The sequence below is a fragment of the Aquitalea sp. ASV11 genome (assembly GCF_016429185.1).
In the GTDB taxonomy this organism is placed as follows: Bacteria; Pseudomonadota; Gammaproteobacteria; order Burkholderiales; family Chromobacteriaceae; genus Aquitalea; species Aquitalea pelogenes.
Map to the genome: position 1 here is coordinate 1 of NZ_JAELUD010000018.1, position 25,837 is coordinate 25,837.

A 25,837-nucleotide genomic window follows, 5' to 3' on the forward strand; every position below is an offset into this window, starting at 1 on the left:
AATGCTGGGCCAGATTGATGGTCTGGCCGAAAAAGGCCGAGCCGCTGTCGGCACGGGTCTTGCCGGTAATCACGTCCATCATGGTGGTCTTGCCCGCACCGTTGGGGCCGATGACGCAGCGCAGCTCGCCCACGCCGATGGACAGCGACAGGCGGTTGAGCGCACGGAAACCGTCAAAGCTGACGCTGATGTCGTCCAGATACAGGATCTGGCCATGGGTGACATCCACCCCCGGCTGCAACAGGCGGCCGCTGGCCGGAGTATCGCCATCCCAGCTTTCACGCTGTACCGCTTGCGAAGTAGTGACGGACATCATGCGTTCTCCTTGTGGCGGCGCAGCAGGCCCAGCAGGCCCCGCGGCAAAAACAGCGTGGTGGCAATGAACAGCCCACCCAAAAAGAACAGCCAGTATTCGGGAAAAGCCACGGTGAACCAGCTTTTGGCTGCATTGATGAAACCAGCGCCCAGCACCGGGCCGATCAGGCTGCCACGCCCGCCCACTGCCACCCAGATGGCAATTTCGATGGAGTTGGCCGGCGACATTTCCCCCGGATTGATGATGCCCACCTGCGGTACGTACAGCGCCCCGGCCAGGCCGCACAACATGGCTGAGGCCACCCAGATGAACAGCTTGTAATACAGCGGGTTGTAGCCGCAGAACATCAGCCGCGACTCGGCATCGCGAATGGCGGTGAGGATGCGGCCGAACTTGCTGTTGACCAGCCAGAAGCCAGCAGCCAGCGCAGCCACCAGCAACAACACGGTCAGCAAAAACAGGGTGGCGCGAGTGCCGGGCGCGGCAATGCCATAGCCGAGGATGCGCTTGAAGTCGGTAAAGCCGTTATTGCCGCCAAAGCCAGTTTCATTGCGGAAAAACAGCAACATGGCGGCATAGGTGAGCGCCTGGGTCATGATGGAAAAGTACACGCCCTTGATGCGTGAACGGAAAGCCAGCCAGCCAAACACCAGCGCCAGCAGCCCGGGCACGCCCACCGCCAGACACAGCGCCCAGGCCAGATGCTCGCTGCCCTGCCAGAACCAGGGCAGGGTTTTCCAGTCGAGAAACACCATGAAGTCGGGCAGGTCACTCTGGTAATTGCCGTCATGGCCGATGGCACGCATCAGGTACATGCCCATGCCGTAGCCGCCCAGGGCAAAGAACAGGCCGTGGCCCAGGCTGAGCAGGCCGGTATAGCCCCACACCAGGTCCATGGCCAGCGCCACGATGGCATAGCACAGGATCTTGCCCACCAGTGTCAGGGTGTAGGCCGACACATGCAGGCTGCTGGACGGGTCGGTCCACAAATGCAGGGCCGGCATGGCCAGCAGCACGGCCAGTGCCGCAGCACCGGCCAGCTTGAGCGGCTGCGGCCCGACACGGGTGGCCAGCCGCAGGGAAAGTGCGGTTTGCATGATGGTGCTCCTAGTCCAGTACCCGGCCCTTGAGGGCGAACAGGCCTTGTGGACGCTTCTGGATGAACAGGATGATGAAGCCGAGGATGAGGATCTTGCCCAGCACCGCCCCCAGCGACGGTTCCAGAATCTTATTGACGATGCCCAGGCCCATGGCCCCGGTGACGGTCCCGGCCAACTGACCCACCCCGCCCAGTACCACCACCATGAAGCTGTCCACGATATAGCCCTGCCCCAGCTCCGGGCCGACGTTGCCGATCTGGCTCAATGCCACCCCGCCCAGCCCGGCAATGCCGGAACCCAGACCGAAAGCCAGCATGTCCACCTTGCCGGTGGGCACGCCCACGCTGTCGGCCATGCGGCGGTTTTGCGTGACGGCACGCACGAACAGACCCAGCCGCGTCTTGTTGAGCAGCAGCCAGGTCAGCACCAGCACACCCGCAACAAAGGCGATGATGGCCAGCCGGTTATACGGCAGGGTGAGCGCCGGGGTGATTTCCCAGCCGCCGGACAGCCAGGACGGGTTGGCCACTTCCACGTTCTGCGCGCCAAACAGCATGCGCACCGCCTGAATCAGCATCAGGCTGATGCCCCAGGTGGCCAGCAGGGTTTCCAGCGGGCGGCCATACAGATGGCGGATGATCAGCCGCTCCAGCGCCATGCCGATGACAAAGGTGACGGCAAAGGCCACCGGCAGCGCCGCCAGCAGATAGGCATCGAAAGCGCCCGGCCACCAGCTGCGGAACAGGTTCTGCACCACATAACTGGCGTAGGCGCCGATCATCAGCATTTCGCCATGCGCCATATTGATGACGCCCAACAGGCCATAGGTGATGGCCAGGCCCAGAGCGGCCAGCAGCAGTACCGAGCCCAGGCTGATGCCGCTGAAGGCATAGCCCAGCATGTTGTAACGCCACTGGCTGGACTTGATGTCAGCCATGGCCTGACTGGCGGCGGCGCGCACGCTGGCTTCCGGCTCGCTGGCGGCTACCGTCAGCGGGGCCAGCAGGCTGAGGGTGGCCGGGTCGGCACTGTCGGCCAGGGTGTGGATGGCATTCAGCCGCTGTGCCGCATCCGGGCTGGCCAGTTGCAAGCGGGCGCTGGCCATGTGCAGGGCCTGTCTGACCTGGCTGTCCTGTTCCTGCTGTTGCCGGCTCAGCAGCAAGGGCAGCAGGCCGGGGTTGGCACTGTCCTGCAAGGCCTGGATGGCGCTCAGGCGCTTGCTGCGGTCCGGGTCGGCCAGATCACCGGCCGCATGAAACGCCTCCAGCGCGCTGCGCACGCTGTTGTTGACCGGCAAGGCATCCAGACTGCTGGCATCGCCAGCTACCGGCTGGCCGCTGTCCACATCGCTGAGCTTGCCGTCAGCGCCTTGCAACAACACATGGTTGCCATCGGCGCTGGTAAACAGCCTGCCCTCTTCCAGCGCGGCAACCGCCTGACGACGCGGGCCATCGGCCTGCACCGTCCACTGGGTGATCAGCCCGGCACGGTCGGCCGGGTCGGCATGTGCCAGCTCGGACAGCGGGCTGGCGGCCACCAGACCACTGCACAATGACATTAGCAAGAGCAGGGACAGCAGCAGGAACAGGGGTTTGAACAATTGCATGGTGCTTTCCTTACAGGATATGCCCGCCACCACCCGGACAGGGCAGCAGCGGGCAAGGGCGTGCGTCGTCCCGTGCTGTGCCTGAAACAATCAACCAGACCGGCTGATAAACAGGCACAGCAGGGATGTTGTCAGCCGCTGTTACTTGCTCTTCACCGGGGTGTCGGGCTTCTTGTCATTCCCCGGAATGAAGGGGCTCCACGGCTGCGCGCGGATCGGGGTCTTGGTTTTCCACACCACCGAGAACTGACCGTTGGGCTGGATTTCGCCAATCATCACCGGCTTGTGCAGGTGATGGTTTTTCGGGTCCATTTCCAGAGTGAAACCGGACGGGGCGGCAAACTTGATGCCGGCCATGGCCTTGGTGACGGCGGCGACATCGGTGGTGCCGGCTTTCTTCACCGCCTCGGCCCACATATTGATGCCCACATAAGTGGCTTCCATCGGGTCGTTGGTCACCAGCTTGTCGGCATTCGCGAGGCCCTTCTTCTTGGCCCAGGCGCGGTAGTCGGCAATCCACTTGCTGTTCACCGGGTTCTTCACGCTCATGAAGTAGTTCCAGGCCGCCAGATGGCCCACCAGCGGCTTGGTGTCGATGCCCTTGAGTTCTTCCTCACCCACCGAGAAAGCCACCACCGGCACGTCGGTGGCTTTCAGGCCCTGATTGCCCAGTTCCTTGTAGAAGGGCACGTTGGAATCGCCATTGATGGTGGAGATGACCGCAGTCTTGCCACCGGCGGCAAACTTCTTGATGTTGCCGACGATGGTCTGGTAATCGCTATGCCCGAAGGGGGTGTACATCTCCTGGATGTCTTCGTCCTTCACGCCCTTGCTGTGCAGGAAGGCCCGCAGGATCTTGTTGGTGGTGCGCGGGTAGACATAGTCGGTCCCCAGCAGGAAGAAGCGCTTGGCACCGCCGCCCTCCTTGCTCATCAGGTATTCCACCGCCGGAATTGCCTGCTGGTTGGGTGCCGCCCCGGTGTAGAACACATTGGGCGACATTTCCTCACCCTCGTACTGCACCGGGTAGAACAGCAGGCCGTTCAGCTCCTCGTACACCGGCAGTACCGATTTGCGCGATACCGAGGTCCAACAGCCGAAGGTCACTGCCACCTTGTCCTTGCTCAGCAGTTGACGCGCCTTTTCGGCAAACAGCGGCCAGTTGGAGGCCGGGTCCACCACTACCGGTTCCAGCTTTTTGCCCAGCACGCCACCCTTGGCATTGATCTGGTCGATGGCAAAAAGCGCCATGTCCTTGAGCGAGGTTTCCGAAATGGCCATGGTGCCGGACAGGGAGTGCAACACCCCTACCTTGATGGTGTCGGCGGCAAAGGCCGGCATGGATAGCAGGCCGGCGGCGGCCAGAACCAGCGGAGCGGACTTCAGAAAAGTGCGACGAGTGCTTGCCATGAGATTCCCCTGATGATGTGTGATGGATGTTGCGCTGCGTCATCAAGGTAACCGCAGCATGCCATCGGCAAAATACGTTACATGACGTAGATGGCTGCGCAGGGGTATCCAGGATGGCTTGGCGCAGCGCCATGCCCTTGTGCTAGGCTGTCCTTCCCTTTCCCACGGAGCTGTTCATGCTGCCACGCAGCGCCTGGCGCGATTTTGCCGCCGTCATCTTCAGTGTCGCCCTGCTGGGCCTGGGGCTGGGCAGTACCATGCCGCTGACCGCCCTCACCCTCACTGCCCGCGGCTTCAGCCCGGAAGTCATCGGCTGGACCGTGGCCGCCGGCGCGCTGGGCGGGGTGCTGGCCACCATGGCGGCACCTGCACTGGCGCTGCGGCTGGGGCGGCGCAATGTGATGCTGGGCTGCCTGCTGCTGGCCTCAATCTCGGTGATGCCGCTGCAATACCTGCAGTCGATTCCCGGCTGGATGCTGGCGCGCTTTTTGTTTGGTGCCGCCATGGCACCCTTGTTCGTGCTGGGCGAAAGCTGGATCAACACCCTGGCTGGCGACCATGCGCGTGGCCGCATCGTCGCCATCTATTCCACCTGCTTTACCGCCTGCCAGGTGCTGGGACCGATGCTGACCGACTTGCTGGCCCGCTGGCCTGATCAGGCATTTCTCCTGTGTGGCGCGCTGTTTTTGCTGGGAATTCCGGGCATCATGCTGGCCCGGCCGGAAGCACGTGACGGCAGTCATCCGCAACACGCAGCGTCCACCACCGACGACAAGGCCAGCGACACCGGCTGGCTGGGCATTGTGCAAGCTGCGCCCGCCATTTTGCTGGGCACGGCGTTTTTTGCCTCTTTCGATACCGTCATGCTGAGTTTTCTGCCGCTGGTGGCCATGGAGAGCGGCATGAGCCAGAGCCGCGCGCTGGCCTCTGCCTCCATCCTGCTGGCTGGCGATGCCACCTTGCAGTTTGGCATCGGCTGGCTGGCCGACCACCTTGGCCGTCGCCGGGTACACCTGCTGTGCGGGGTGCTGGTCTGCCTGCTGCTGCCCTTGCTGCCATGGATGATGCAGCTACCGCTGCTGTGGGAGGCTTATCTGTTTGTGCTGGGCGCATGTGCCGGCGCCATCTATACCTTATCCATGGTGGCCAGCGGCGAACTGTTCAGCGGTGCCGCCCTGCTGCGTGTTTCCGGGCTGATTTCACTGAGCTGGAATGCCTCCAGCAGCCTGGGCCCGGCTGCCACCGGCCTGGTGATGCAGCATGCCGGCGGCAGCTGGATGGTGGCCGTGCTGTGGGCCATTGCCCTGCTGTTTGTGCTGAGCGGCTGGCGGCAGCGGCGCGACACTGAGCGCTTGCCAATGCACTGACTTTTTCGTCAGGCTGCACTTTTTATTGGCTATTGACGGAAATCACCATGCAGCCAGCCAGACCAGTACCGCGGATACGCGCCCTGATTGCCCGCGAATGGCAGCAATTACGCAGTTTTCAAGCCAGCGACCGGCCATGGCAGATGCCGCTGACCGCCGCGCTGGCCACCGGCCTGCCGCTATTGATTGCCGCCTGGACCGGCCACCTGGCCTTTGGCCTGCTGTCATCCCTGGGTGGCATGGCTTTTCTCTACCTGCCCGCCACGCCCATGCACCATCGCATGGTCACCATCATGGCCTGCAGCTTCGGTCTGATCGCCAGTTTCACCCTGGGCCTGTTAAGCCAACTCCTACCACTGGCCACGGCGCCCGTGCTGGCTGTCATCACCATTCTGGTGACGATGATCTGCCGCTTTTACCGCCTGCCACCGCCCGGCAGTTATTTCTTCGTGATGCTGGCTGCCCTTGCCGCCTACACCCCGGTACCCATGCTGGAGATACCACTGCGGGTTGGTCTGGTGGCCATGGGCAGCCTGCTGGCCTGCGTGCTGGCCTTCGGCTATAGCCTGCATGTGCTGCGCTGGCGCACGCCCAAACCGGTCCAGCCCTTGCCTGCGCCGGATTTCGACTTCGTGGTGATGGATGCGCTGATCATCGGCCTGACGATTTTCCTGTCGCTGGTGCTGGCCGAATGGCTGCAGCTGCAACGGCCCTACTGGGTGCCGGTGAGCTGCCTGGCCGTGCTGCAAGGAGCCAGCCTGCGTGCGGTATGGAACCGCCAGTTGCAGCGGCTGCTGGGGACGGCACTGGGGCTGTTGCTCACCTGGGGTGTATTCAGCCTGCCGCTGAACGCCTGGACGGTATCGCTACTGGTCATGCTGCTGAGTGTGGTGGTGGAAACGCTGGTGGTGCGCCACTACGGCATGGCGGCAGTGTTCATCACGCCGATGGCGATATTGCTGGCCGAGGCGGCTCATCTGGGCCACGGGTCGGCCTTTGCCCTGATCGAGGCGCGCTTCTACGACACCCTGGCTGGCGGTCTGGTGGGACTGCTGGGTGGACTGGCCCTGCACCTGCCAGCCTTGCGTCAGGGCATCAGCCGCCTGATCCTCCGCCTGCTGCCGGTGAAAGACAGCAACTGAATCAGCCCTGCTGGTCCTGATGGAGCTGCGCATCGGCATCGGCCTGCAAGCGGCTGCGGACAAAGTCGATATGGCCGCGCAGCTCGTACAGCAAATCACCAAAGGCCGCCGGCACCACGATCTTGCTGACGGTGGCATCCACATGGGCCAGGCGGCGCAGCAATTCCTCCTGCTTGCCCGGCACGGTACGCTGTGCCACCGCCTCGCGCTCGATATCAAACAACACCCGATACCAGCGGTTGATGCCGGACTGGATGCGCCAGCGGTAAATGGCCGGGGCCACCTTGAGGGCGGGAATCAGCAATAGCACCAGGGGCAGGATGACCGCCAGGGCGCGGGCCACCAGCCCGGCCAGCCAGAAGGGGAAGGTACGGTACAGCAGGCTCTTGCCAGAGGCGTAATAGCGCTGGGCATCCGGGCTGAGGCGGATTTCATGCTCGGCCAGCACCGGAAACTCCCCCGCTTTCTTGAACAGGCCGGGTTTGCCATGCACTTCGCGGGCGGCTTCCAGCAACAGGTCGGACAAGGCCGGATGCAGGCCTTCACGGGCAATCAGTTCCACGGTGGAGCCAATCAGCTGGGTATCGGCTTCGGGAATGTCCTTGCCCAGATCCAGCCCGCCGCGCGGCAGGGTGAGCTTGTTCAGATAGCTGACCCGGCGTGCATAGGCGTCCGCCTGAGCAAAATTGAAAAGATGAATGTCCGGCGTGTGCAGCAGCTGGCGCAACAGGTCGGTGGAGGTGGAATCGCCCATCACGAACAGCGCATCCACCTGATTGTCCAGCAAGGCCTTCACCGCATTGCCCGCCACGGTATCCAGCAACACCGTGCCGTCACCGGGGGTGATGCCATTGAGCTTGAGCAAGGCCAGCGCCAGATTGTGCGTGCCGCTGCCCGCCTCGCCGATTTCCAGCCGCTGCCCCTTGAAATCAGACAACAGCGGCCGTGTAGCCCCGCGATAGAACACCATCAGCGGCTGATAAGAAATGCTGCCCAGCGACATCAGGCCCTTGGCGTCGACATTGGCTGCCTCCCCGCCCAGTACAAAACCCACATCCACCGTCTGACGTGCATCCAGCAAGCGATGCAGATTATCCAGCGAGCCGTCGGAAGGCAGAATCTTCACCTTCACCCCCTCGCGCGCCAGGATTTGCTGATAGCGCAGCGCCGTCTTCTGGAACACGCTGCCCGGCGGTCCGCTGGTAATGGTCAGGGTGGTGGGGGCGGCAGAGTTGGTGAGCCACAGACCCAGCAACATCAGCAATACGCCGCCCAGCATGATGGACGACATGGACAACACCAGGCCGCGGCCAAACAGGGCGGTCAGCCTGCCGGACAGGCGCTTGAACAACTGGCGGGGAGAAAGCACGGCACCACTCCTGGGCAAAATACGGCCGGACAGCACAAGCGGGCCAATCTAGCACAGCCACATGGCATGCGCGAATCCGCCAGGCGGCAAACACGCTATCATCAGGCTTGACTTAGAGTGCACTCGAAGCTTCAGGCTGAACCCCATGACTACACTGACCATCCGGCAAATGGCACGCGCCAGCGGGCTATCCGCCCATACCTTGCGCTATTACGAGGACATCGGGCTGATAGACCCGGTACGCCGCAGCGCCAGCGGCCACCGCTGCTACAGCGAGCACGACCAGCGCTGGATTGCCTTTCTGCTGCGCTTGCGTGCCACCGGCATGTCGATACAGGACATGCTGGCCTATGCCACGCTGCGCCGCGACGGGCAGCAACGGGACAGTGTGGTCCGGCGTCAGCAGATGCTGCAACAGCATGTGCTGACATTGGAAAACCGGCTGGCGACATTGCAAGACAATCTCAGCGTGATGCGCGACAAGGTGGCCTTCTACACCGGACTTGCCAGCGCCTTGCAAGCGGACGCTCAGCCGGACAGCACAGGAGCAGACTATGACCAACCCTCTTTACCAACAAGGCTGGAACCGCCTGCGTGAAGTTGACGCAGAGGCGGGCGAACGCGTGATTGCCAGCTTGCAGGACATCAGCCCGGACCTGGGGCGTTACATCATCGAATTCGGCTTTGGTGAGGTGTATTGCCGCCCCGGCCTCAGCCTGCAGCAGCGCGAGCTGGCCACCATTGCCGCGCTGACGGCACTGGGCAACGCCACACCGCAGCTGAAGGTGCATATTGCCGCCGGGCTCAATGTCGGCCTCAGCCAGCAGGAAATCCACGAAACCATCCTGCAGATGGCGGTGTATGCCGGTTTTCCGGCCGCGCTCAACGGCATGTTTGCGGCAAAAGAGGTATTTGCCGAACATGACGGCTTGTGATTAACAGTTTCGGGCCAAGTGCGGCTGACAAACGCTGAGCAAACCGCGTAGCGCAGCCTGCCGCGGGGGGTTAGCGGACCTTAAGCATGCCCGCGCCCCAGCGCCATGGCAGCGGCGGAGGTGCGGGTTTCCACCCCCAGCTTGGCAAACACATGCTCCAGATGCTTGTTGACCGTGCGCGGGCTCATGCCAAGGATGTCGGCAATGTCACGGTTGGTCTTGCCCAGGCTCAGCCAGTGCAGCACCTCGGCCTCGCGCTGGGTCAGCCGGAAGGCCGCAATCAGCGCAGCCAGCGTGGCTTGCAGCCCTTCTTCGCGCAGCACCACCAGCCATTCCGGCTCGCCGGGAGTCAGATGGAAGCTGGCCAGCAGCTTCTGCCCGGCCTCACCCGGCCATTGACCGGGCAATTCTTCTCCTTGCAGCCTGGCCTGCCGGGCAAGTCTGGCCCAGCGCCATAGTGCTTCGGGTGCCTGTTGATCCTCGACACCGAAATAGCGTTGCAATAATTGCCGGGCCAGCGCGGTTTGCCATACCAGCCGTCCACTGTCCGGGTTCAGAGCCAGGGTGGCCTGACCAAAGGCATCCAGCGCGCTGCTGGCCTGCTGCATCTGGCGGGCATTGGCGGTGTGGGCGGCAATTCGTGCCAGCACTTCCGGCGGGCGCAGCGGTTTGGTGACATAGTCGGCCCCGCCGGCGGCAAAAGCCGCCACCACGTGTTCGCTGTCGGTAAGGCCGGTCATGAACACGATGGGAATGGCGCGGGTGACAAAATCCTGCTTCAGGCGACGCGCCACTTCAAAGCCGTCCATGCCCGGCATCACCGCATCCAGCAGGATCACATCCGGCAGGCTCAGCCTGGCCCGCTGCAAGGCGGCTTCGCCATGGGTGGCCACCAGCACGGTATGGCCTGCTGCATCCAGCGCATCGTGCAGCATTTGCAGGTTGTCCGGCATGTCATCCACGATCAGCACCAGCGCGCTGCGGTTGGCCGCCTGTTCCATCAATCTTGCTCCATCAATCTGTTTCTTCCTGGTACTGCAACAAGCTGCGCAGTGCATCAAAGCGGAAGGCGTCCACCAGGCTCTGGGCACGGCGCAGGAATTCGCCATGCTCGGCCGCCTGTCCGGACAAGGTCTGCAATGCCGCTTTCACCCCCTTGGGGTAACCCAGCTCCAGCGCCTCGCGCAGCGGGTGCAGCAAGGCGGCATCCGGCAGGGTAAGGCTGGCGGCGCTGGCATGCAGGCCTTGCAACACGGTGTCGGGCATGGGCTGGCTGTCGGTCTGCCATTCCAGCTGCAAGCACCTTCCCAGCCAGTCCAGAATGTCGTCGATGCGGATGGGCTTGACGAAGAAATCTGCCGGCAGAATGCCGACATCGTTGTCCTGCCCCTTTTCAAAGGCATTGGCCGAGATGATGGCCAGGGCGGCGGCATCTGCCATGCCTGCCTGCGCCTGACGAATGGCGCGCAAGGTTTGCCAGCCATCCATGCCGGGCATGGCCAGGTCCATGAACACCGCATGCGGGCGGAAGGCGGGCAGCAGCGCCAGACAGTCCTCCCCGTTGCTGGCCTCAGCCAGCTCAAAGCCCAGCGCTTGCAGCATGTGGCGCAGCATGGCGCGGTCCACCGCCTCGTTATCCACCAGCAACACACGGCGGCGCGGCCCCAGATAGCCGGTACGCTGCTGCCGTGGCAGGGCCTGTTCGGCTTGCTGGCCGTGCAGGGCCGGCAGGAACAGCCGCACGGTAAACAGCGCGCCCTGCCCCGGCGTGCTGTCCAGGCGGATTTCCCCGCCCATCAGGTCGGTCAGCATCTTGCTGATGGTCAGACCCAGCCCGCTGCCGCCCTGCTGCGACTGGCGGCCGCGCTCGAAAGGCTCGAACAGCCGTGCCTGATCGGCCTCGGCAATGCCCGGGCCGGTGTCGCGAATGGTAAAGGTGGCCATTTCGCGCTGGTAGCGCAGCCCCAGGCTGACCTCGCCGCGCTCGGTGAACTTGACGGCATTGCCCAGCAGGTTGATCAGGATTTGCCGCAGCCGCTTTTCATCCGCCCGCACCACCGTTGGCAGTTCGCCTTGCGGGACAAAGCTGAAATCCAGCCCCTTTTGCTGCGCCTGCAGGCTGAACATGGCCACCAGCTGGCGCATGAAGGCGGTAAAGTCCAGCGGGCGCATGTCCAGCGTCAGCTTGCCGCTTTCAATACGGGCGATATCCATGGTGCCTTCAATCACCGACAGCAGGTGGTCGCCACTCCTGCGTACCACCTCCACCGACTGGCGCGCCGCTGCGGGCAGGCTGGCATCGGCATGCAGGATTTGCGCATAGCCCAGAATGCTGTTGAGCGGGGTGCGCAACTCGTGGCTGATGGTGGTGACGTAGCGGCTCTTGGCCTGATTGGCTTGCTCTGCCGCCTCACGCGCTTGTTGCAATAGCTGGTCGGTCTGGCGATGCAGGTCGATCTCGCGTTGCAGCAGGCCGGTCTGGCGGCGCGATTCCTCCTGCGCCACCTGTCGGCTGTTATGGGTCAGCACCATCCACCAGGCCAGCACGCTACTGGCCAGCAGCAAGACGGCAAACAGGCGGAACAACAAGCCGCCCAGCCCGGCTACCGCGCCTTCCTGCACGGCGATGAAGTACAAGAGGCCCAGCAACAGCAGCCAGAAGGTGCTGATACCGGCCATCAGCAACAGGTAATGCCCCAGCCCGCGTTGCAGATATGGCTGCAAGCCCCGTGGCAGCAGGCGTTGCAACAAGCCTTGCCATTGCGCTGCCAGCGTGGCCTGCGGCTTGCACAAATCACCGCAACGTACGTCCAGCGTGCAGCACAGCGAGCAGATATGCCCCTGATAGGCCGGGCAAACCACGATGTCCTCGGCTTCGTACTCGCGCTGGCACAGCACACAGCGGTGATGGGCATGCGCACTGGCCGAGGGGCGGCGCGCCAGGTAGTAACGCCCACCGCTCATCCAGGCAAACAGCGGCGAGAGCAATAGTGCCGCACACATGGCCACCAGCGGGGATAGCGCCTGTGCCACCTCGCCCAGCGCACCCAGATGGGCCGCCACCGCCAGCAAGGACGCCAGCGTCATTGCCCCCAGCCCCACCGGATTGATGTCGTACAGATAGGCGCGGCGGAATTCGATGCCGCGCGGGCTCAGGCCCAGCGGCTTGTTGATCAGCAAATCCGCCACCACGGTCATGATCCAGGAAATGGCGATATTGCTGTACAGCGCCAGCACCTGACCCAGTGCCTGGAAGACTTGCAGCTCCATCAACAACAGGGCAATCACGGTGTTGAACACCACCCACACCACCCGCCCCGGATGGCTGTGAGTGAGGCGGGAAAAGAAATTGGACCACGCCAGGCTGCCGGCATAGGCATTGGTGACGTTGATTTTCAGCTGGGACACGATGACAAACAGCGTGGTGGCGGCAATCGCCAGATGCCCGTCGCTGAACACGTGGGAATAGGCAATCAGATACATCTGGTTAGGGTCCACCGCCTTGGCCAGCGGCACCGCATTGCGCAGGGCCAGCCAGGCCAGCAGTGCGCCGCCCAGCATCTTGGCCACCCCCGGCAATACCCAGCCCGGCCCGCCCAGCAGGCAGGCCAGCCACCAGCTGCGGGCATTGCCGACAGTGCGCGGCGGCATGAAGCGCAGGTAGTCGGCCTGCTCGCCCATCTGGGTGATCAGCGCAATGCCCACGGCAAAGGCCGCACCAAAACGGCGCAAATCAAACTGCATGCCTGTGCCCTGCGCACCAGGGTAATGCCACAGGCCTTGCAGGGCTTCGGGTTCCTGCCACAGCAAACAGGCATAGGGCAGCACCAGTAGCAGCAACCACAGGGGTTGGGTCCAGCTTTGCAGGCGGCTGATGGCAGTGACGCCGTGGGTGACCAGCGGCAGCACCAGCAAGGCACACAGCAGGTAACCGGCCACCGGCGGAATGCCGAAACCCAGCTCCAGTGCATAAGCCATGATGGCCGCTTCCAGCGCAAAGAAAATGAAGGTGAAGGAAGCGTAAATCAGCGAAGTGACGGTAGAGCCGATATAACCGAAACCCGCGCCACGGGTAAGCAGATCCATATCCACCCCGTAGCGGGCGGCATAAACGGAAATGGGCAGCCCGGCCAGCAGAATCACCAGTCCGGTCAGCAGGATGGCCAGCAAGGCATTGAAAAACCCGGCTTGCACCAGCATGGTGGCGCCCACGGCTTCCAGCACCAGAAAAGACGCTGCTCCGCCCAGTGCGGTATTGGCCACCCGCCACAGTGACCACTGGCGGAAACGGCGTGGGGTAAAACGCAGGGCGTAGTCTTCCAGCGATTCACGCGCCACCCAGCTGTTGTAGTCACGACGCAGCTGGATGACTTGCTGGGGGGGCGAAGGTGGTGGCTTGGACACGGTGCATTCCTGCAAGACAGATCAACTGGCCAACGCAAGAAGCCTGCCAGCCGTTCAGGCCAGCCGTAGCAGGACAACGCCCGACAACATCACCAGCGCGGCCAGCAGGCGCAGTCGCCCGGTGTGTTCGCCCAACACCAGCCGCGCCAGCAACAAGCCGAACAGGATGGAGGTTTCCCGCAGTGCCGCCACCACGGCAAGCGGTGCCTGGGTCATGGCCCACAAGGCCAGGCCATAGGAGCTGATGGTGCCCAGCCCGCCCAGCAGGCCACGCCACCAGTCGCGCCGCAAGGCCGCGGCCAGTGCTGACGGTTGCCGCAGCGCAGCCCACAGCGGCAAGGGCAAGCCGCACAGCAGGAAAATCCACAAGGTATAACTGGCTGGTGTCGCGGACAGCCGCACGCCCACACCATCGACCAGGGTGTAGCCGGCAATCACCAGGGCATTGAGCAAGGCCAGCCCCACCTCATTACGCCGCCCACGCGGCACCGAACAGGCCATGCCCAGCAAACCGGCGCACAGTACGCAGATACCGGCCACGGCCATGCCGCTGAGCCTTTCACCCAGCAGCGCAACATTGCACAGCGCCACCAGCAAGGGCGCAGTACCGCGCATCACCGGGTACACCAGCCCCAGATCAGCCTGACCGTAACTGCGGGCAATCAGCCACAGGTATAGCAACTGCAGCAAGACCGAAGCGGCAATGCACGGCCAGCTGGCCACGGCGGGTGCCGGCAGGAATGGCAGGGCGCACAGGGCCAGCAGGCTGGCAAAGCCCGCCACCGGCACGGTGCCGAACCAGGCCGAGCCCGCGGCCTTGATCAGGATATTCCAGCTGGCATGCAGGCAGGCGGCCAGCATCAGCAAGGCGAAAACGCTCCCGCTCATGCTGGCCTCCGTCTGCGGGCTGCATTTTTCATGCGCTTGTTCCGTCCGGGTCTGGCGGCAGATAGTGGGCCAGCAGATTCAGGAAGGCTGCCGCCGCAGGGGTGGGGCTGTCGTGACTGGCCAGATACACCCGGCGCCGCGGGCCGTCGCACACCGGCAGTGCCACCAGAGCGGCATGCTCGCCAGCCCCCAGCGCGGGCACCATGGCCACGGCACCCAGTGATTGCACCAGGCTGATCAGCATGTCGGCATGGTTCACCTCGAACGCCACCCGTCTGCGAATACCCTGCGCAGCAAAGGCCATATCGGTTTGTTGCCGCGGGCCGCTGCCTGCCGGCCAGTCCACCAGGGTGCAGCCGGCCAGCTGCTGCAAATCCAGCTGCGGCAGGGCGGCCAGCGGGTGGTCCGGACGCAGCAAGGCCAGCAAGGGCTCCTCCCACAGCAAACGGGCATCCAGCCCCAGCACCGGCTCCCCCGGCCACACGCCGAGAAAGGCCACGTCTATCTGCTGCACGCGCAGTTCTTCCATCATCACATCGCTCATGCGCATGGCCAGTTGCACATCCACCTGCGGATGGCGGCGGTGGTATTCGGCCAGCAAGGCAGGCAAATCCAGCCGGCCAAGCGTGGAAATGCAGCCAATGCGCAGGCTGCCGCGGATTTCTCCGGTAGCGGCCGCCATTTCGTCTTCCAGCCTTTGCGCCGCTTCCCGCACCTGACGCGCATGCTTGACGAAAGTCTGCCCGGCAGGGGTGAGCGTGACCTGGCGCGAGGTCCGTTCGAACAGCCGGGCACCGAACTCCTGTTCCAGCCGGGCAATCTGGTGGCTCAGCGCCGATTGCACGGTATGACAGCGCTCGGCGGCACGGGTGAAGTTTTCTTCTTCGGCCACCGCCAGCACGTAATCAATCTGGCGCAAGTTCATTCAATCCATCTCGTTTCACGATGAAAAACATGAAAACAATACATTGGAGTCATTCTTTAGGCCAGTAGATACTGCCCCGGCATGCATTAAATGCCGCTGACAAAACAGCGTAGCGTCCCTGGGGCAAGGCCTGCCGACGCCGACAGTACAAGGGTACGGCAAGGAGTCGCAACGCAGCAGCAGGGGTTTTGTTAGCGGCTCTGACCACCCCCTGCGCAGCCACACCGAAAGCACACACATGCACACCACCCACACCCTCCCCCACCCCGGCCATGAACATGGCGGGCTCAGCCCGCTGCTGATGTGGCTGATGACGGTAGCCACCGGCCTGGCCGTGGCCGGTAATTATTACGCCCAGCCCTTGCTGCCGGAAATCAGCCGCGAACTGGGCATCCGCGCTGCCAGTGCCGGCAGCATCATCACCACGGCGCAGCTGGGCTATGCGCTGGGCTTGCTGCTGATTGTGCCGCTGGGCGACATGCTGGAACGGCGACGGCTGATCATCAGCATGATGCTGCTGGCCAGTTGCGGCCTGTTGATCAGCGCCACAGCAGGCAGCATCAGCCAGCTGTTGCTGGGCACCGCCATGGCCGGTGTGTGTTCGGTGGTGGCGCAAATCCTGCTGCCGTTGGGTGCCAGCCTGGCCAGCGAAGCCGAGCGTGGCCGGGTGGTGGGTACCATCATGAGTGGCCTGCTGAGCGGCATTTTGCTGGCCCGCACCGTGGCAGGCAGCCTGGCCGACCTGGGCGGCTGGCACACCGTGTACTGGTGCGGCACCGGCGGCATGCTGATGATGACGCTGGTACTGTCCCGTCAGCTGCCGCACACGCCTGCCACACCGGGCTTGCGCTATGGACAGCTGCTGCTGTCGGTACTGCGCCTGTTTGCGGAAGAACCCAGCCTGCGCCTGCGCGGCCTGCTGGGTGCCATGTCATTTGCCACCTTCAGCGTGATGTGGACTTCGGTCGCCTTCTTGCTGTCTGCGCCGCCATTCGGCTTTTCCAACAGCACCATCGGCCTGTTCGGCCTGGCCGGGGCCGCCGGAGCCTTGTCGGCCAATATCGTGGGACGGCTGAGTGACCAGGGCCGTGGCGCGATGGCTTCCCGGCTCAGCCTGGGCCTGATGTTGCTGGCCTGGTTGCCGCTGGCGCTGGCACCGCACTCGATTACCGCCCTGCTGCTGGGCATCCTGCTGCTGGACCTGGGGGTGGCAGGCTGCCATGTCAGCAATCAGGGGGCGATTTACCGCATAAGGCCGGAAGCGCGTAACCGGCTGACCTCAGCCTACATGACCAGCTATTTCATCGGCGGGGCTGCCGGTTCGCTGGCCTCAGCCTGGGCCTATGGCCACTGGGGCTGGATGGGCGTGGTGCTGACCGGGGCCGCGTGCAGCCTCACCGGCATCTGCGCCTGGGCGCTGTCCGGCCCCCGCCATCATGGCCTGGCGGGCTGAGGCAACAGTACCTGGCAGTCATGGTCCTGCACATCGCCCTCGGAGGAAGCAAAGTTGCCGGCCAGCACATCCGCCTTGCTGGCCAGTAGCCAGAAACCCGGCCCGTCGGCTAGGCGGGTAGCAATCACCGCCAGCGTGTAGCTGCCCATCTGCCCGCTGGCACCGGCCACCTCATCGGCCAGCAAACGGAATGGCTGCACGCCATCCAGTGTTTCACCCGGTACGGCACGCACCAGATAGGCATGGCCGTTGATACCGTCCGCCAGCGGCTGCCACTGCAGCCCGATGCCTGCCTGCTGCAAACGCGCGGGTAGCTCTGGCCGGACGCAGGAAACATGAATGTGCAGCTGGTTCTGGCTGCGGCCCCATTGCGAGTTCACTGTCAGCGCCACCGCCTCGCGCGGCAGCACACTGCCATGCAGCCGCGCCATCCACTGCCTTGCCTGCCAGGCGGCGGCCCAGTAGTCCGGCGCGTCAGTTTGCAACAACAACGGGCTTTCGATACCGCTGACCCGCGCGGTGGGAATCAGCAGATATTGCAAAACGCCGTGGATGTCCTTGAGGATGGCATGCCCTTGCGGCTCACCCTGTGACATGTCCAGCGCAGCACACGGGGCCGGGTCCTGCGTCTGCTGCCAATGCGGCACGCATTGCTGATGCACGATATTCCACAAGGCATCGGCACTGGCGGCATGCACCGCCCACGACACCAGCAAGCCAAGCAGCGCCAGCACGGCACTGCCGCGGAAGATTTTCACCGTCATGGAATGATGCTTTCGCCAGAGGAAAAACCGCATGATGAATCAGCCGGGTGACAAAACGTCGCTCAGCGCGGCGGCAGCAGGCTGGGCAATGGCCAGCGCTTTACCGTCCACTGCGCATACACGCCCAGCAAGGCCGCCAGACCCAGCGACACCACGAAATAACCGGCAGGCCCGACGGATGCCATCACCGCCGAACACAGCAAGGGCCCCAGCGTGCCACCCAGTGCATACACCATCAGCAAGGATGCGCTGATTTCCACCCGGTGGCGTGGCGGCATGGCATCGTTGGCAATGCCGCTGAGCGTGCCGTAGAAGGTAAAGGCAATCGCCACGTAAACCATCACCAGTGGCAGCATCCAGCCCGACCCCGTCAGCAGGATCAACACCAGCGACAGCACCGCCACCACCAGTGCCGAGTAGGCCAGCAACTGGGCACGGTCGCTGCTATCCGCCCATTTGCCCATCGGCCATTGCAACAGTGGTGCGGCCAGCAAGGCCATGCCCATGAAACCGGCGATATCAGCCGCCGACCTGCCCAGCTGGCTGAGCATGGCGGGCATCATGGTGTAAAAAGCACTGTTGAAACAGCCAGCCAACACCGCACCCACCAGGCTGAGCGGTGCACGCCGCCCCAGCAGACGCAAGGTACGCAGCGCCCGTGCCAGCACATTGCCAGCAGCCGGTGCCGACAAGGCCTGTGGCCGTTGCCCGGTAAGCGTGACCGGAATGATGGCCAGCGCAAACAGCATGGCCACAATGATGAAGGCCCAGCCAGGCTGGCTGAACGGCAGCTTGAGCAGCCACTGCCCGGCACTGGCACCCAGATAGCTGATGATCAGGTACAGGGAAAACAGCTGGCCACGCTGGCTGTTGCTCACACAGCCGTTCAGCCAGCTTTCCACCACCATGTAGATACCCACCATGGCCAGGCCATTCCCCAGCCGCGCCAGCAGCCATAACCAGGGGGAAGTAAACAGGGCCTGACACAGGGTCAGCACGCAGATCATGGCGGTAAGCGCGGCAAAGGCGCGGTGATGGCCATACTGGCGGATCATGCCGCTGCAAAAGAAACCTCCAATGAAAAAACCGGCATAGTAGGCCGACTGCACCATGCCCGCCACAGCCACCGGCACGCCATTGGCCAGCAGGCTGAGCGAGGTTTCGGTATTGCCCAGCGCATTGCCCACCACCAGCAAGGCATAGGCCAGCAACAGGCTGGCTACCGCCCGCAGCATGCTGCGCCAGCTACGCTCCACCACCATTACGCCTTCCATTGCCATGCCACCCCTTGCCACGCCTTTTTCAAAACAATGTCATTATCCATGACAAACCCAGCCCTGACTTGCCATCAATCGACAGCTACGCCGCTTTGTTCAGCATTCCGCACGCATGCTGCTGCAAACAGAAAACCGCCCACAGTTAAAGTGGGCGGTCTGCCATGTGCCGCACTGCGGCAAGCAATCACGCGGCTCCTGGCTGTTGTGCCGTTTTTCCGACAGCACACTGCACATCATCAGCAGGTCGGGTGAGCATAGCATCCGGGATGCCAGGCTGCACCCGCCGGGAACCCCAAGGCAAGGCGAAATGCAAAATCAGGCCAGCCGGTGGCTCAGCCTATGCGCGCGGCCAGCTGGCGCGCCGCCTGAATCAGGGGGCTGGAATAACTGCGGCTTGCCTGTTCGCTCAGCTCATTGCTGGCAACGCAAATGCTGATGGCGGCAATCGGCTCATGGCTCAGGTTGACCACTGGAGCAGCCAGGCAGCTGACGCCACTTTCGATTTCATCATGCGTCACGGCATAACCCAGGCGCTGGGCACGTTCCAGCTGGGTGCGCAGCTCCGGTGGTGCAAGCAGGTATTCGCCATCCAGATACGCTTGCAGATAATCCTTGCTGCGCAGGCTGAGAATGGCCTTGCCAGCAGCGGCACGGTGCAAGGGCAAGGTCTGGCCGATGTAAGCATGAAAACGATGACCGAGTGCGGACTCCAGCTTGGCCACCACTACCACGGTATTACCCACCGGAATGCTCAGCAGCACCGTTTTGTGTACTTCGTTCTTGAGGATTTCGGCAATCGGGTGGAAATAGGGAATGATGCTTTGCCGGCCATAAATGGAGGAGGCCATCTGGAAAATCCTGGAGCCGATGGCGTAGGACTTCTTGCGCCCCGGGTCCATCACCACCAGCTGGGCCTGTAACAGGCTGCCCAGAATACGGTAACAGCTGGCGGCAGGAATACCGGTTTGCGCACTGATCTCGGCCTGGGTCAGCGGATAGGAGGCATTCACCAGCAACTGCAAAATGGCAATGGAGCCATCGACAGCGGGGGCGGTTGGTCGCGCGGGCAAGATGCGTTCCTGTGACAAAGCCCTGCGCTGTCGGCACAGATGGCCAGCGCAGGGCCTGGTTGATAACAATGCTGATGCTGAGCGGCTCAGTGCCAGTCCTGCAAAATCATCTCGGCCGCCTTTTCCGCCACCATCATCACCGGTGCATTGGTATTGCCGGAGGTGATGTTGGGGAAGATGGAGGCATCTACCACCCGCAGCCCGGCAACTCCATGCACTTGCAGCCGGTGAGAGACAACAGCACTGGCCGGATCCGGCCCCATCGCACAGCTGCCGCACAGATGATAGATGGAACCGGACTCCTCGCGGAAGAAACGCAGCATGCTGTCATCGTCGTCCACCCTGCCTGCCGGAGAAACCTCCTCTACCGTAATGCGGCGCAAGGCCTCGGCCTGCATCAGGCGACGGATGAATCGGCTGCCCTGCACTGCTTCGCGCCGGTCCTTGTCGGTAGACAGGTAATTGGGGCGGATGCTGGCAGGCCGCGCCGGGTCGGCACTGCTGATGGCAACCGAACCCCGGCTGCTGGGGCGGCAGGGGTTGAAGCACACCAGAAAGCCCGAGTAAGGTTCCGGCTTGAGTGCCGCCCTGGCATCCTTGGGAATGCTGTAGGACAGCGGATTGAAATACAGTTGCAGATTCGGCCGCTCCTCCTCTTCACTGCCACGGAAAAAGCCCCCGGCCTGATTCACACTCAGCGCCAATGGCCCCTTGCGGGTAAGGCCATAGCGCAGCGCTGCCATCCCCTGCCCCCACAGGCTGCCCAGTTCATCATTCAGCGTCTTGCAATTGGCGCGGTAGTAAAAGGACACGCACAGATGATCTTGCAGATTCTGCCCCACGGCCGGCAGGTGCCGGCGCAGTGGAATGCCCAGTTCTTGCAGCAAGGCGGCATCGCCAATGCCGGACAATTGCAGCAGCTTGGGTGAGTCCACCGCACCGGCCGCGACAATCACTTCCTTGCTGGCCAAAAACTGGCGTGTCACGCCGTTTTGCCTGACCGCAACCCCATTGGCACGCCCGGCAGCGTCAAACAGGATGGCTTCGGCCTGACAGTGGGTCTCGACCGTGAGATTAGGCCGGCTCAAGGCCGGGTGCAGATAGGCCACCGCGCTGGAGCAACGCTCGCCATGCCGGATATTCGCCTCGTAAATGCCTGCCCCTTCAAAGCGGGCGGCATTGAAATCGTCATTCAGCGGCAAACCCAGCTGCTGGCAGGCTTCCAGATAGTTCTGGCAGATGGGGTGCGCCTGCTCCCGCATTGGCGTGATGCCGATCAGCCCCTTGTTGCTGCGCCACTGGGTTTCTCCAGCCGGGTGGTTTTCCAGCTTCCTGAAGTAAGGCAGCACATCGCGATAGCCCCAGCCCGGATTGCCTGCGGCTTCCCAGTCGTCGAAATCTGCCGGCTGCCCGCGCACATAAATCATGGCATTGATGGCACCGGAACCACCCAGCACCTTGCCGCGCGGTGCATACAGCTTGCGCCCGGCAAGGTTTGCCTCCGGCTCGGTGTAATACATCCAGTTGGTTTGCGGGTTGTAGTAGTTCTTGACGTAGCCCACCGGCAGACGGAACCAGAAGGAATCATCCTTGCCGCCGGCTTCCAGCAACAACACGCGATGCTGGCCGGACTCGCTCAGGCGGCTGGCCAGGATGCATCCGGCAGAGCCCGCCCCCACGATGATGAAGTCGAATTGTTGGCTCATAGGCTTTTATCCGTGTTCCAGCGGTTTTTCCAGGCGTCGGATGACTGCGTCAGCACATCAAACGGCTTTGGGTCCATCAGCAAGTGCAAACGCTCGCCCACATAGGGCGAGTGCGCCTTGACGACGTCCATGTTCAGTTCCACGCCAAGGCCAGGCTCGGTCGGCGGAATGATGAAACCGTCTTCCCAGCGGATAGGCTGTTTGAGCACCTGGGAATGGAAACCATCCCAGGTCATGATGCTTTCCTGGATCAGGAAATTAGGCGTGGCGGTGGCCAGTTGAATGCTGGCCGCAGCACCCACCGGCCCGTTGTAAAGATGCGGGGCAATCTGGGCGTAATGAGCTTCGGCCATGCCGGCAATTTTCTTGGCTTCCAGAATGCCGCCCACCCGTCCCAGATTCATCTGCAAGATGGAAGCCGCGCCCTTTTGCAAAAGCTCATGGAATTCATACTTGGTGGTCAGGCGCTCGCCAGTGGCAATCGGGATGCTGGTCTTGCTGGCCACTTGCGCCATGGCATCGGCCTGACCGGGCGGCACCGGCTCCTCGAACCATAGCGGGTCATATTTTTCCAGCCGTTTCGCCAGGCGGATGGCCGAGGCCGGCGTCATCTGGCCATGGGTGCCGAACAAGAGATCGCACTTGCTGCCTACGGCCTCGCGAATTCTGCGGCAGAACAATTCGCACTGGTCCATCACCTCCAGTGACAGGTGGTGGCCGGAATACACGGTATAAGGCCCGGCCGGGTCAAACTTCAGTGCGGTAAAGCCTTGCTGCATGTACTGTGCGGCACATTCTGCCGCCAGGTCGGGGTCGTCATAATCGTACTGGCCGTGGGCATTCTCGGGATAAAGATAAGTGTAGGAGCGCAGGCGCTCATGCACCTTGCCACCAATCAGCTGGTAAACCGGCTGATTGGCCGCCTTGCCGATGATGTCCCAGCAGGCCATTTCCAGGCCGCTGGTGATGCCCATCATGGTCAGGTCCGGGCGCTGGGTAAAACCGCTGGAATAACACTCGCGGAAGAAGCGTTCCACCTGATGCGGGTCATGATTGAACAGATAGCGCTCGAAGACGTCGTTGATGGCAGGCACCATCACCGCGGGGTGGAAGGTGGCGGCATACACTTCGCCCACGCCCTCGATACCGCAGTCGGTTTTCAGGGTGACAAAAATCCAGTACATACCGCCAACATGTGGTGGAGGAACTGCCACTACATGTGTTTCCATGGAGATGATTTTCATCACACAGACTCCCCTTGTTTATTCAGTTGTTTGAAATAAAACACCGCAACCGTGCCCAGCAGGCCGCAGCAGGCGATATAAGCGAAATAGAAGCGGGTGCCATCGATACCGGGGTAATGCGCGGTAAACGCGGTATCGATCATGGGCAGGAAAATGTCCGGCAAATAGCCGATGACCGAAATCAGGCCAATGGCCAGTCCGGTTACGGATAGCGGCACCCGGCAGGCATCCAGCAAGGACCAATACAAGCCGCGGATGGCATAGGTGAGCACGCCGATAAGCAGCACCAGCGCCAGCAGGAAATACATTCCGCCACTGCCAGGGAAAAAGATCAGGCCACACAGGCTGAGCGAGGCAAACAGCATGCACAGCCCCAGTACGCCCTCCTTGGAAAAGCGGTCGCCCAGAAAACCGCCGCCAATCCCACCGATGGGACGCATCCACAATTTGGTGACGGTAATGAAACCGGCCGCCACCGCGCTCATGCCATAGCCCTGCTGCAAGTAGGCCGAAAAGGAATAGGTGGCCCAGAACAGCTGATAACCACAGAAAATGATGACAGCCAGCAGCCAGACTTGCGGAATGCCCAGCAACAGCCGCAAATCAGCCAGCACATTGCTCTGGCGCGCCGCCCCGCTGTCGCGCTCCGCCACGCCCTTGTCCAGAAACAGCAGAATCAGCACGGCAATGGCCAGGCAGGTAAAGGAATACAGATAAATCACCTGCCGCAATGCCAGCTTTGCCTCGTCGCCCTGCTGGACATGAAAGGCAAAGATGGCCAGCGCAATGGAGGCCAGCACCGCCTCGACCAGGCCGCGGCCGCCATCCAGAATGCCAAAGAAACGCCCTTGCTCATTGGCTGCGGCCAGCATCTTCACCCCCTTGAGCAGTGCCGCCCAGAAGGTCAGCCCGGCGGCCAGTCCCCAGCCGACAAAGATGATTTCCAAAGCCTGATACGCCGGAAAGGTGGCAAACCACAGCCCCAGACCACCCACAACAGACAAGGAAAAGGAAATCAGCAAGCGTGGCGGGAAGCGGTCTGCCAGCCAGCCGCTGGGCAAGTAGCTGACGGCATACACCACGCCGAGCATGGAATAAAACACGCCCAGATCGCTGCTGCTGATGTGGAAGCTTTGCAGGATGGTGGTTTCAAAATTCTGCCGCAGATACAGCAGCGGATAGATGGCACCGGCGGCCAGCAGCAGCAGGCCAAACTGGAAAAAGCGCAAACGATTGCGGACATGCAGCGGCGACGCTGCTGTCAAAGACTCAGCATGATTCATCTTGATGGTGTCTCCTGCTGCACCGCAGGACTTGTGGCTGGCCTTATGCGTTGGCCATCCTGTCGTGTGCAGACTTGTTGTGATTCCGGATGAATGACCGGGCGGAAGCTCAGTATTTCAGGACAACCAGCCGCGTCTGGGTGAACTCCAGCATGCCGTGCTTGCCGTCATCTCCGCCCAGGCCGGAACGTTTCCAGCCGGCGTGATAGCCCTGGTAGGGGTCGGCCGGGGTGCGGTTGACATACAGCTCGCCCGCTTCGATGTGGTTGGCAAAACGCATGGCGGTGCGGTAGTTTTCGGTGAACAGCACCGAGGCCAGGCCAAACTGGTGGTCGTTGGCCAGTTGCAAGGCCTCTTCTGCCGTGCTGTATTTCAGGACACACAGCACAGGACCGAATATTTCTTCCTGTACGATTTCCATGTCCTGACGGCAGCCGGTGAGCAAGGTAGGCGGGTAAAAATAACCAGGGCCTTGCGGAATGAAACCGCCGGTTTCCAGCACCGCGCCATCATCGACAGCACGCTCTACCATCTGGTGGATATTGAGCCGGGTGGTCGCATTCACCAGCGGACCCATGTAGTTGGGATGCCGGGCCCGATTGCCGTACTGGCGTGCCGCAAAGCGCTCCTTGAGCAAGCGCACAAAATCGTCGTATACGCTTTCCTGCACATACACCCGCTCCACCGAGGTACACAGCTGGCCGCAGTGGCTGAGGGCGGATGCCACGATGTCATTGGCAGCCTGCACCAGCCTGGCATCCGGCTCGATGATGGCCGGGGTCTTGCCACCCAATTCCAGCGATGACCTGGCAATATTCACCTGGGAATACTCCAGCACCTTGCGGCCGGCCCCTACACTGCCGGTGAGGGTGATCATGCCCACGCGCGGATGCGTGCACACGGCTTCGGCCACCACATGACTCATGGTCAGGATATTCACCACCCCGGCAGGCAGGCCGGCATCCAGCACCGCCTGGGCAATTTCAAAGGCCGAGCACGGGGTGTTGTTGCTGGGCCGCACCACCACGGTATTGCCGGTGATCAGTGCTGGCGCAATCTTGCGCAGCAAGGTGTAGACAGGGAAGTTGAACGGAATGAGGCAGACCACCACGCCGATGGCCTCGCGCATCAGCAGCAGGTTTTCCTGCGGGTTATCGCTGGGGATGACCTCCCCTTCGATACGTCTGGCCCATTCGGCGTGAAAGCGGGTGATTTCAGCCGCATAGCCAGCTTCGGCCATGGCATCGCTCAGGCTTTTGCCAGACTCGTCAGCCAGTGCGGCACCAATCTGCGGTGAACGCAGCTGCAGTGCCTCAGCCAGTTTGTGCAAATACTGTGCCCGCTCACAGGCAGGCAAGGCTGCCCAGCCTTTTTGTGCTGCCGTTGCCGCCTCGACTGCCGACAGCGCCTCGGCAGTGGTGGCAGCGGACACCTGCGCACAAGGCTGGCCGGTGGCAGGGTCCGCCACGATGAAACTGACATCGCTCTCGGGCAGGACAAAGCGGTTGTTGATGAAATTCTGATAGCACTGCATGGGGCCAAACTCCTTGACTAGAGTATTGGCTCCATCAAACCAGT

Annotated in this window: 20 protein-coding genes and 1 pseudogene; 5 read left to right on the top strand and 16 right to left on the bottom strand. The window is 62.5% G+C overall.

Annotated features, from left to right (window positions below):
• The 4 genes and pseudogenes from JHD62_RS08150 to urtA all read right to left on the bottom strand — a co-directional run.
• The coding region (locus JHD62_RS08150; protein WP_233160759.1) for an ATP-binding cassette domain-containing protein at positions 1-316 on the bottom strand (316 nt) is incomplete at its 3' end.
• Positions 313-1,413, bottom strand: a complete 1,101-nt coding sequence (gene urtC, locus JHD62_RS08155; protein WP_199102475.1) for an urea ABC transporter permease subunit UrtC — start codon at positions 1,411-1,413, stop codon at positions 313-315. The genes urtC and JHD62_RS08150, both read right to left, overlap by 4 nt.
• A gap of 10 nt (positions 1,414-1,423) precedes the next feature.
• Positions 1,424-3,022, bottom strand: coding sequence for an urea ABC transporter permease subunit UrtB (gene urtB, locus JHD62_RS08160; RefSeq protein WP_199102476.1), 1,599 nt, complete (start codon positions 3,020-3,022; stop codon positions 1,424-1,426).
• A 141-nt stretch (positions 3,023-3,163) separates the two neighbouring features.
• A pseudogene (urtA, locus tag JHD62_RS08165) lies at positions 3,164-4,351 on the bottom strand (urea ABC transporter substrate-binding protein); the annotation flags it as partial.
• 257 nt (positions 4,352-4,608) lie between these two features.
• Here urtA and JHD62_RS08170 point away from each other — a divergent pair.
• Both JHD62_RS08170 and JHD62_RS08175 read left to right on the top strand, forming a co-directional pair.
• Positions 4,609-5,799: an MFS transporter gene (locus JHD62_RS08170; RefSeq protein WP_199102477.1), complete on the top strand. Its 1,191-nt coding sequence runs from the start codon at positions 4,609-4,611 to the stop codon at positions 5,797-5,799.
• Positions 5,800-5,846: 47 nt separating this feature from the next.
• Positions 5,847-6,941 carry an FUSC family protein gene (locus JHD62_RS08175; protein WP_199102478.1) on the top strand — a complete coding sequence of 365 codons (1,095 nt, stop codon included), beginning with the start codon at positions 5,847-5,849 and terminating at the stop codon, positions 6,939-6,941.
• Between the two features lies 1 nt (position 6,942).
• On the opposite strand, the gene JHD62_RS08180 is transcribed toward JHD62_RS08175, so the two are convergent.
• The gene (locus tag JHD62_RS08180) at positions 6,943-8,310 is read right to left on the bottom strand and encodes a TAXI family TRAP transporter solute-binding subunit (protein ID WP_199102479.1); all 1,368 of its coding nucleotides are present in this window, start codon (positions 8,308-8,310) and stop codon (positions 6,943-6,945) included.
• 145 nt (positions 8,311-8,455) lie between these two features.
• Between JHD62_RS08180 and JHD62_RS08185 the strand changes: the two genes are divergently transcribed.
• On the top strand, positions 8,456-8,908 hold the full coding sequence (locus JHD62_RS08185) for a MerR family transcriptional regulator (RefSeq protein WP_199102480.1): 453 nt from the start codon (positions 8,456-8,458) through the stop codon (positions 8,906-8,908).
• On the top strand, positions 8,865-9,245 hold the full coding sequence (locus JHD62_RS08190; protein ID WP_045848000.1) for a carboxymuconolactone decarboxylase family protein: 381 nt from the start codon (positions 8,865-8,867) through the stop codon (positions 9,243-9,245). The genes JHD62_RS08185 and JHD62_RS08190 overlap by 44 nt, the downstream gene beginning before the upstream one ends.
• Positions 9,246-9,325: 80 nt before the next feature.
• On the opposite strand, the gene JHD62_RS08195 is transcribed toward JHD62_RS08190, so the two are convergent.
• Genes JHD62_RS08195 through JHD62_RS08210 form a run of 4 tightly spaced genes read right to left on the bottom strand, consistent with a single transcriptional unit; the run spans position 9,326 to position 15,462 of the window.
• Positions 9,326-10,246: a DNA-binding response regulator gene (locus JHD62_RS08195; RefSeq protein ID WP_199102481.1), complete on the bottom strand. Its 921-nt coding sequence runs from the start codon at positions 10,244-10,246 to the stop codon at positions 9,326-9,328.
• A gap of 13 nt (positions 10,247-10,259) precedes the next feature.
• A complete protein-coding gene (locus JHD62_RS23060; RefSeq protein WP_199102482.1) occupies positions 10,260-13,649 on the bottom strand; it encodes an ATP-binding protein in 3,390 nt (1,129 codons plus the stop codon).
• 54 nt (positions 13,650-13,703) lie between these two features.
• Positions 13,704-14,537 (bottom strand): DMT family transporter, encoded by an 834-nt coding sequence (locus JHD62_RS08205; RefSeq protein WP_199102483.1) that lies wholly within the window; start codon positions 14,535-14,537, stop codon positions 13,704-13,706.
• Positions 14,538-14,565: 28 nt separating this feature from the next.
• A complete protein-coding gene (locus JHD62_RS08210; RefSeq protein WP_199102484.1) occupies positions 14,566-15,462 on the bottom strand; it encodes a LysR family transcriptional regulator in 897 nt (298 codons plus the stop codon).
• 238 nt (positions 15,463-15,700) lie between these two features.
• Here JHD62_RS08210 and JHD62_RS08215 point away from each other — a divergent pair, with 238 nt between their 5' ends.
• Positions 15,701-16,915, top strand: a complete 1,215-nt coding sequence (locus JHD62_RS08215) for an MFS transporter (protein WP_199102485.1) — start codon at positions 15,701-15,703, stop codon at positions 16,913-16,915.
• Here the strand turns inward: JHD62_RS08215 and JHD62_RS08220 are convergent.
• The 7 genes from JHD62_RS08220 to aldA form a co-directional block, all read right to left on the bottom strand.
• Positions 16,897-17,679, bottom strand: a complete 783-nt coding sequence (locus tag JHD62_RS08220) for a CDP-diacylglycerol diphosphatase (RefSeq protein ID WP_199102486.1) — start codon at positions 17,677-17,679, stop codon at positions 16,897-16,899. The genes JHD62_RS08215 and JHD62_RS08220 overlap by 19 nt on opposite strands.
• 62 nt (positions 17,680-17,741) lie before the next feature.
• Positions 17,742-18,974 (bottom strand): MFS transporter, encoded by a 1,233-nt coding sequence (locus tag JHD62_RS08225; protein ID WP_199102487.1) that lies wholly within the window; start codon positions 18,972-18,974, stop codon positions 17,742-17,744.
• A gap of 314 nt (positions 18,975-19,288) precedes the next feature.
• Positions 19,289-20,026 carry an IclR family transcriptional regulator gene (locus JHD62_RS08230; protein ID WP_197077255.1) on the bottom strand — a complete coding sequence of 246 codons (738 nt, stop codon included), beginning with the start codon at positions 20,024-20,026 and terminating at the stop codon, positions 19,289-19,291.
• Between the two features lie 86 nt (positions 20,027-20,112).
• The gene (locus JHD62_RS08235; protein WP_199102488.1) at positions 20,113-21,732 is read right to left on the bottom strand and encodes a GMC family oxidoreductase; all 1,620 of its coding nucleotides are present in this window, start codon (positions 21,730-21,732) and stop codon (positions 20,113-20,115) included.
• Positions 21,729-22,976: a mandelate racemase/muconate lactonizing enzyme family protein gene (locus tag JHD62_RS08240; protein ID WP_199102489.1), complete on the bottom strand. Its 1,248-nt coding sequence runs from the start codon at positions 22,974-22,976 to the stop codon at positions 21,729-21,731. Before JHD62_RS08240 ends, JHD62_RS08235 begins: the two co-directional genes overlap by 4 nt.
• Positions 22,976-24,259, bottom strand: coding sequence for a nitrate/nitrite transporter (locus JHD62_RS08245; protein ID WP_199102490.1), 1,284 nt, complete (start codon positions 24,257-24,259; stop codon positions 22,976-22,978). The genes JHD62_RS08240 and JHD62_RS08245 overlap by 1 nt, the downstream gene beginning before the upstream one ends.
• Before the next feature lie 109 nt (positions 24,260-24,368).
• Complete coding sequence (gene aldA / locus JHD62_RS08250; protein WP_199102491.1) at positions 24,369-25,793, bottom strand: aldehyde dehydrogenase; 1,425 nt, start codon at positions 25,791-25,793, stop codon at positions 24,369-24,371.
• Positions 25,794-25,837: the final 44 nt, after the last annotated feature.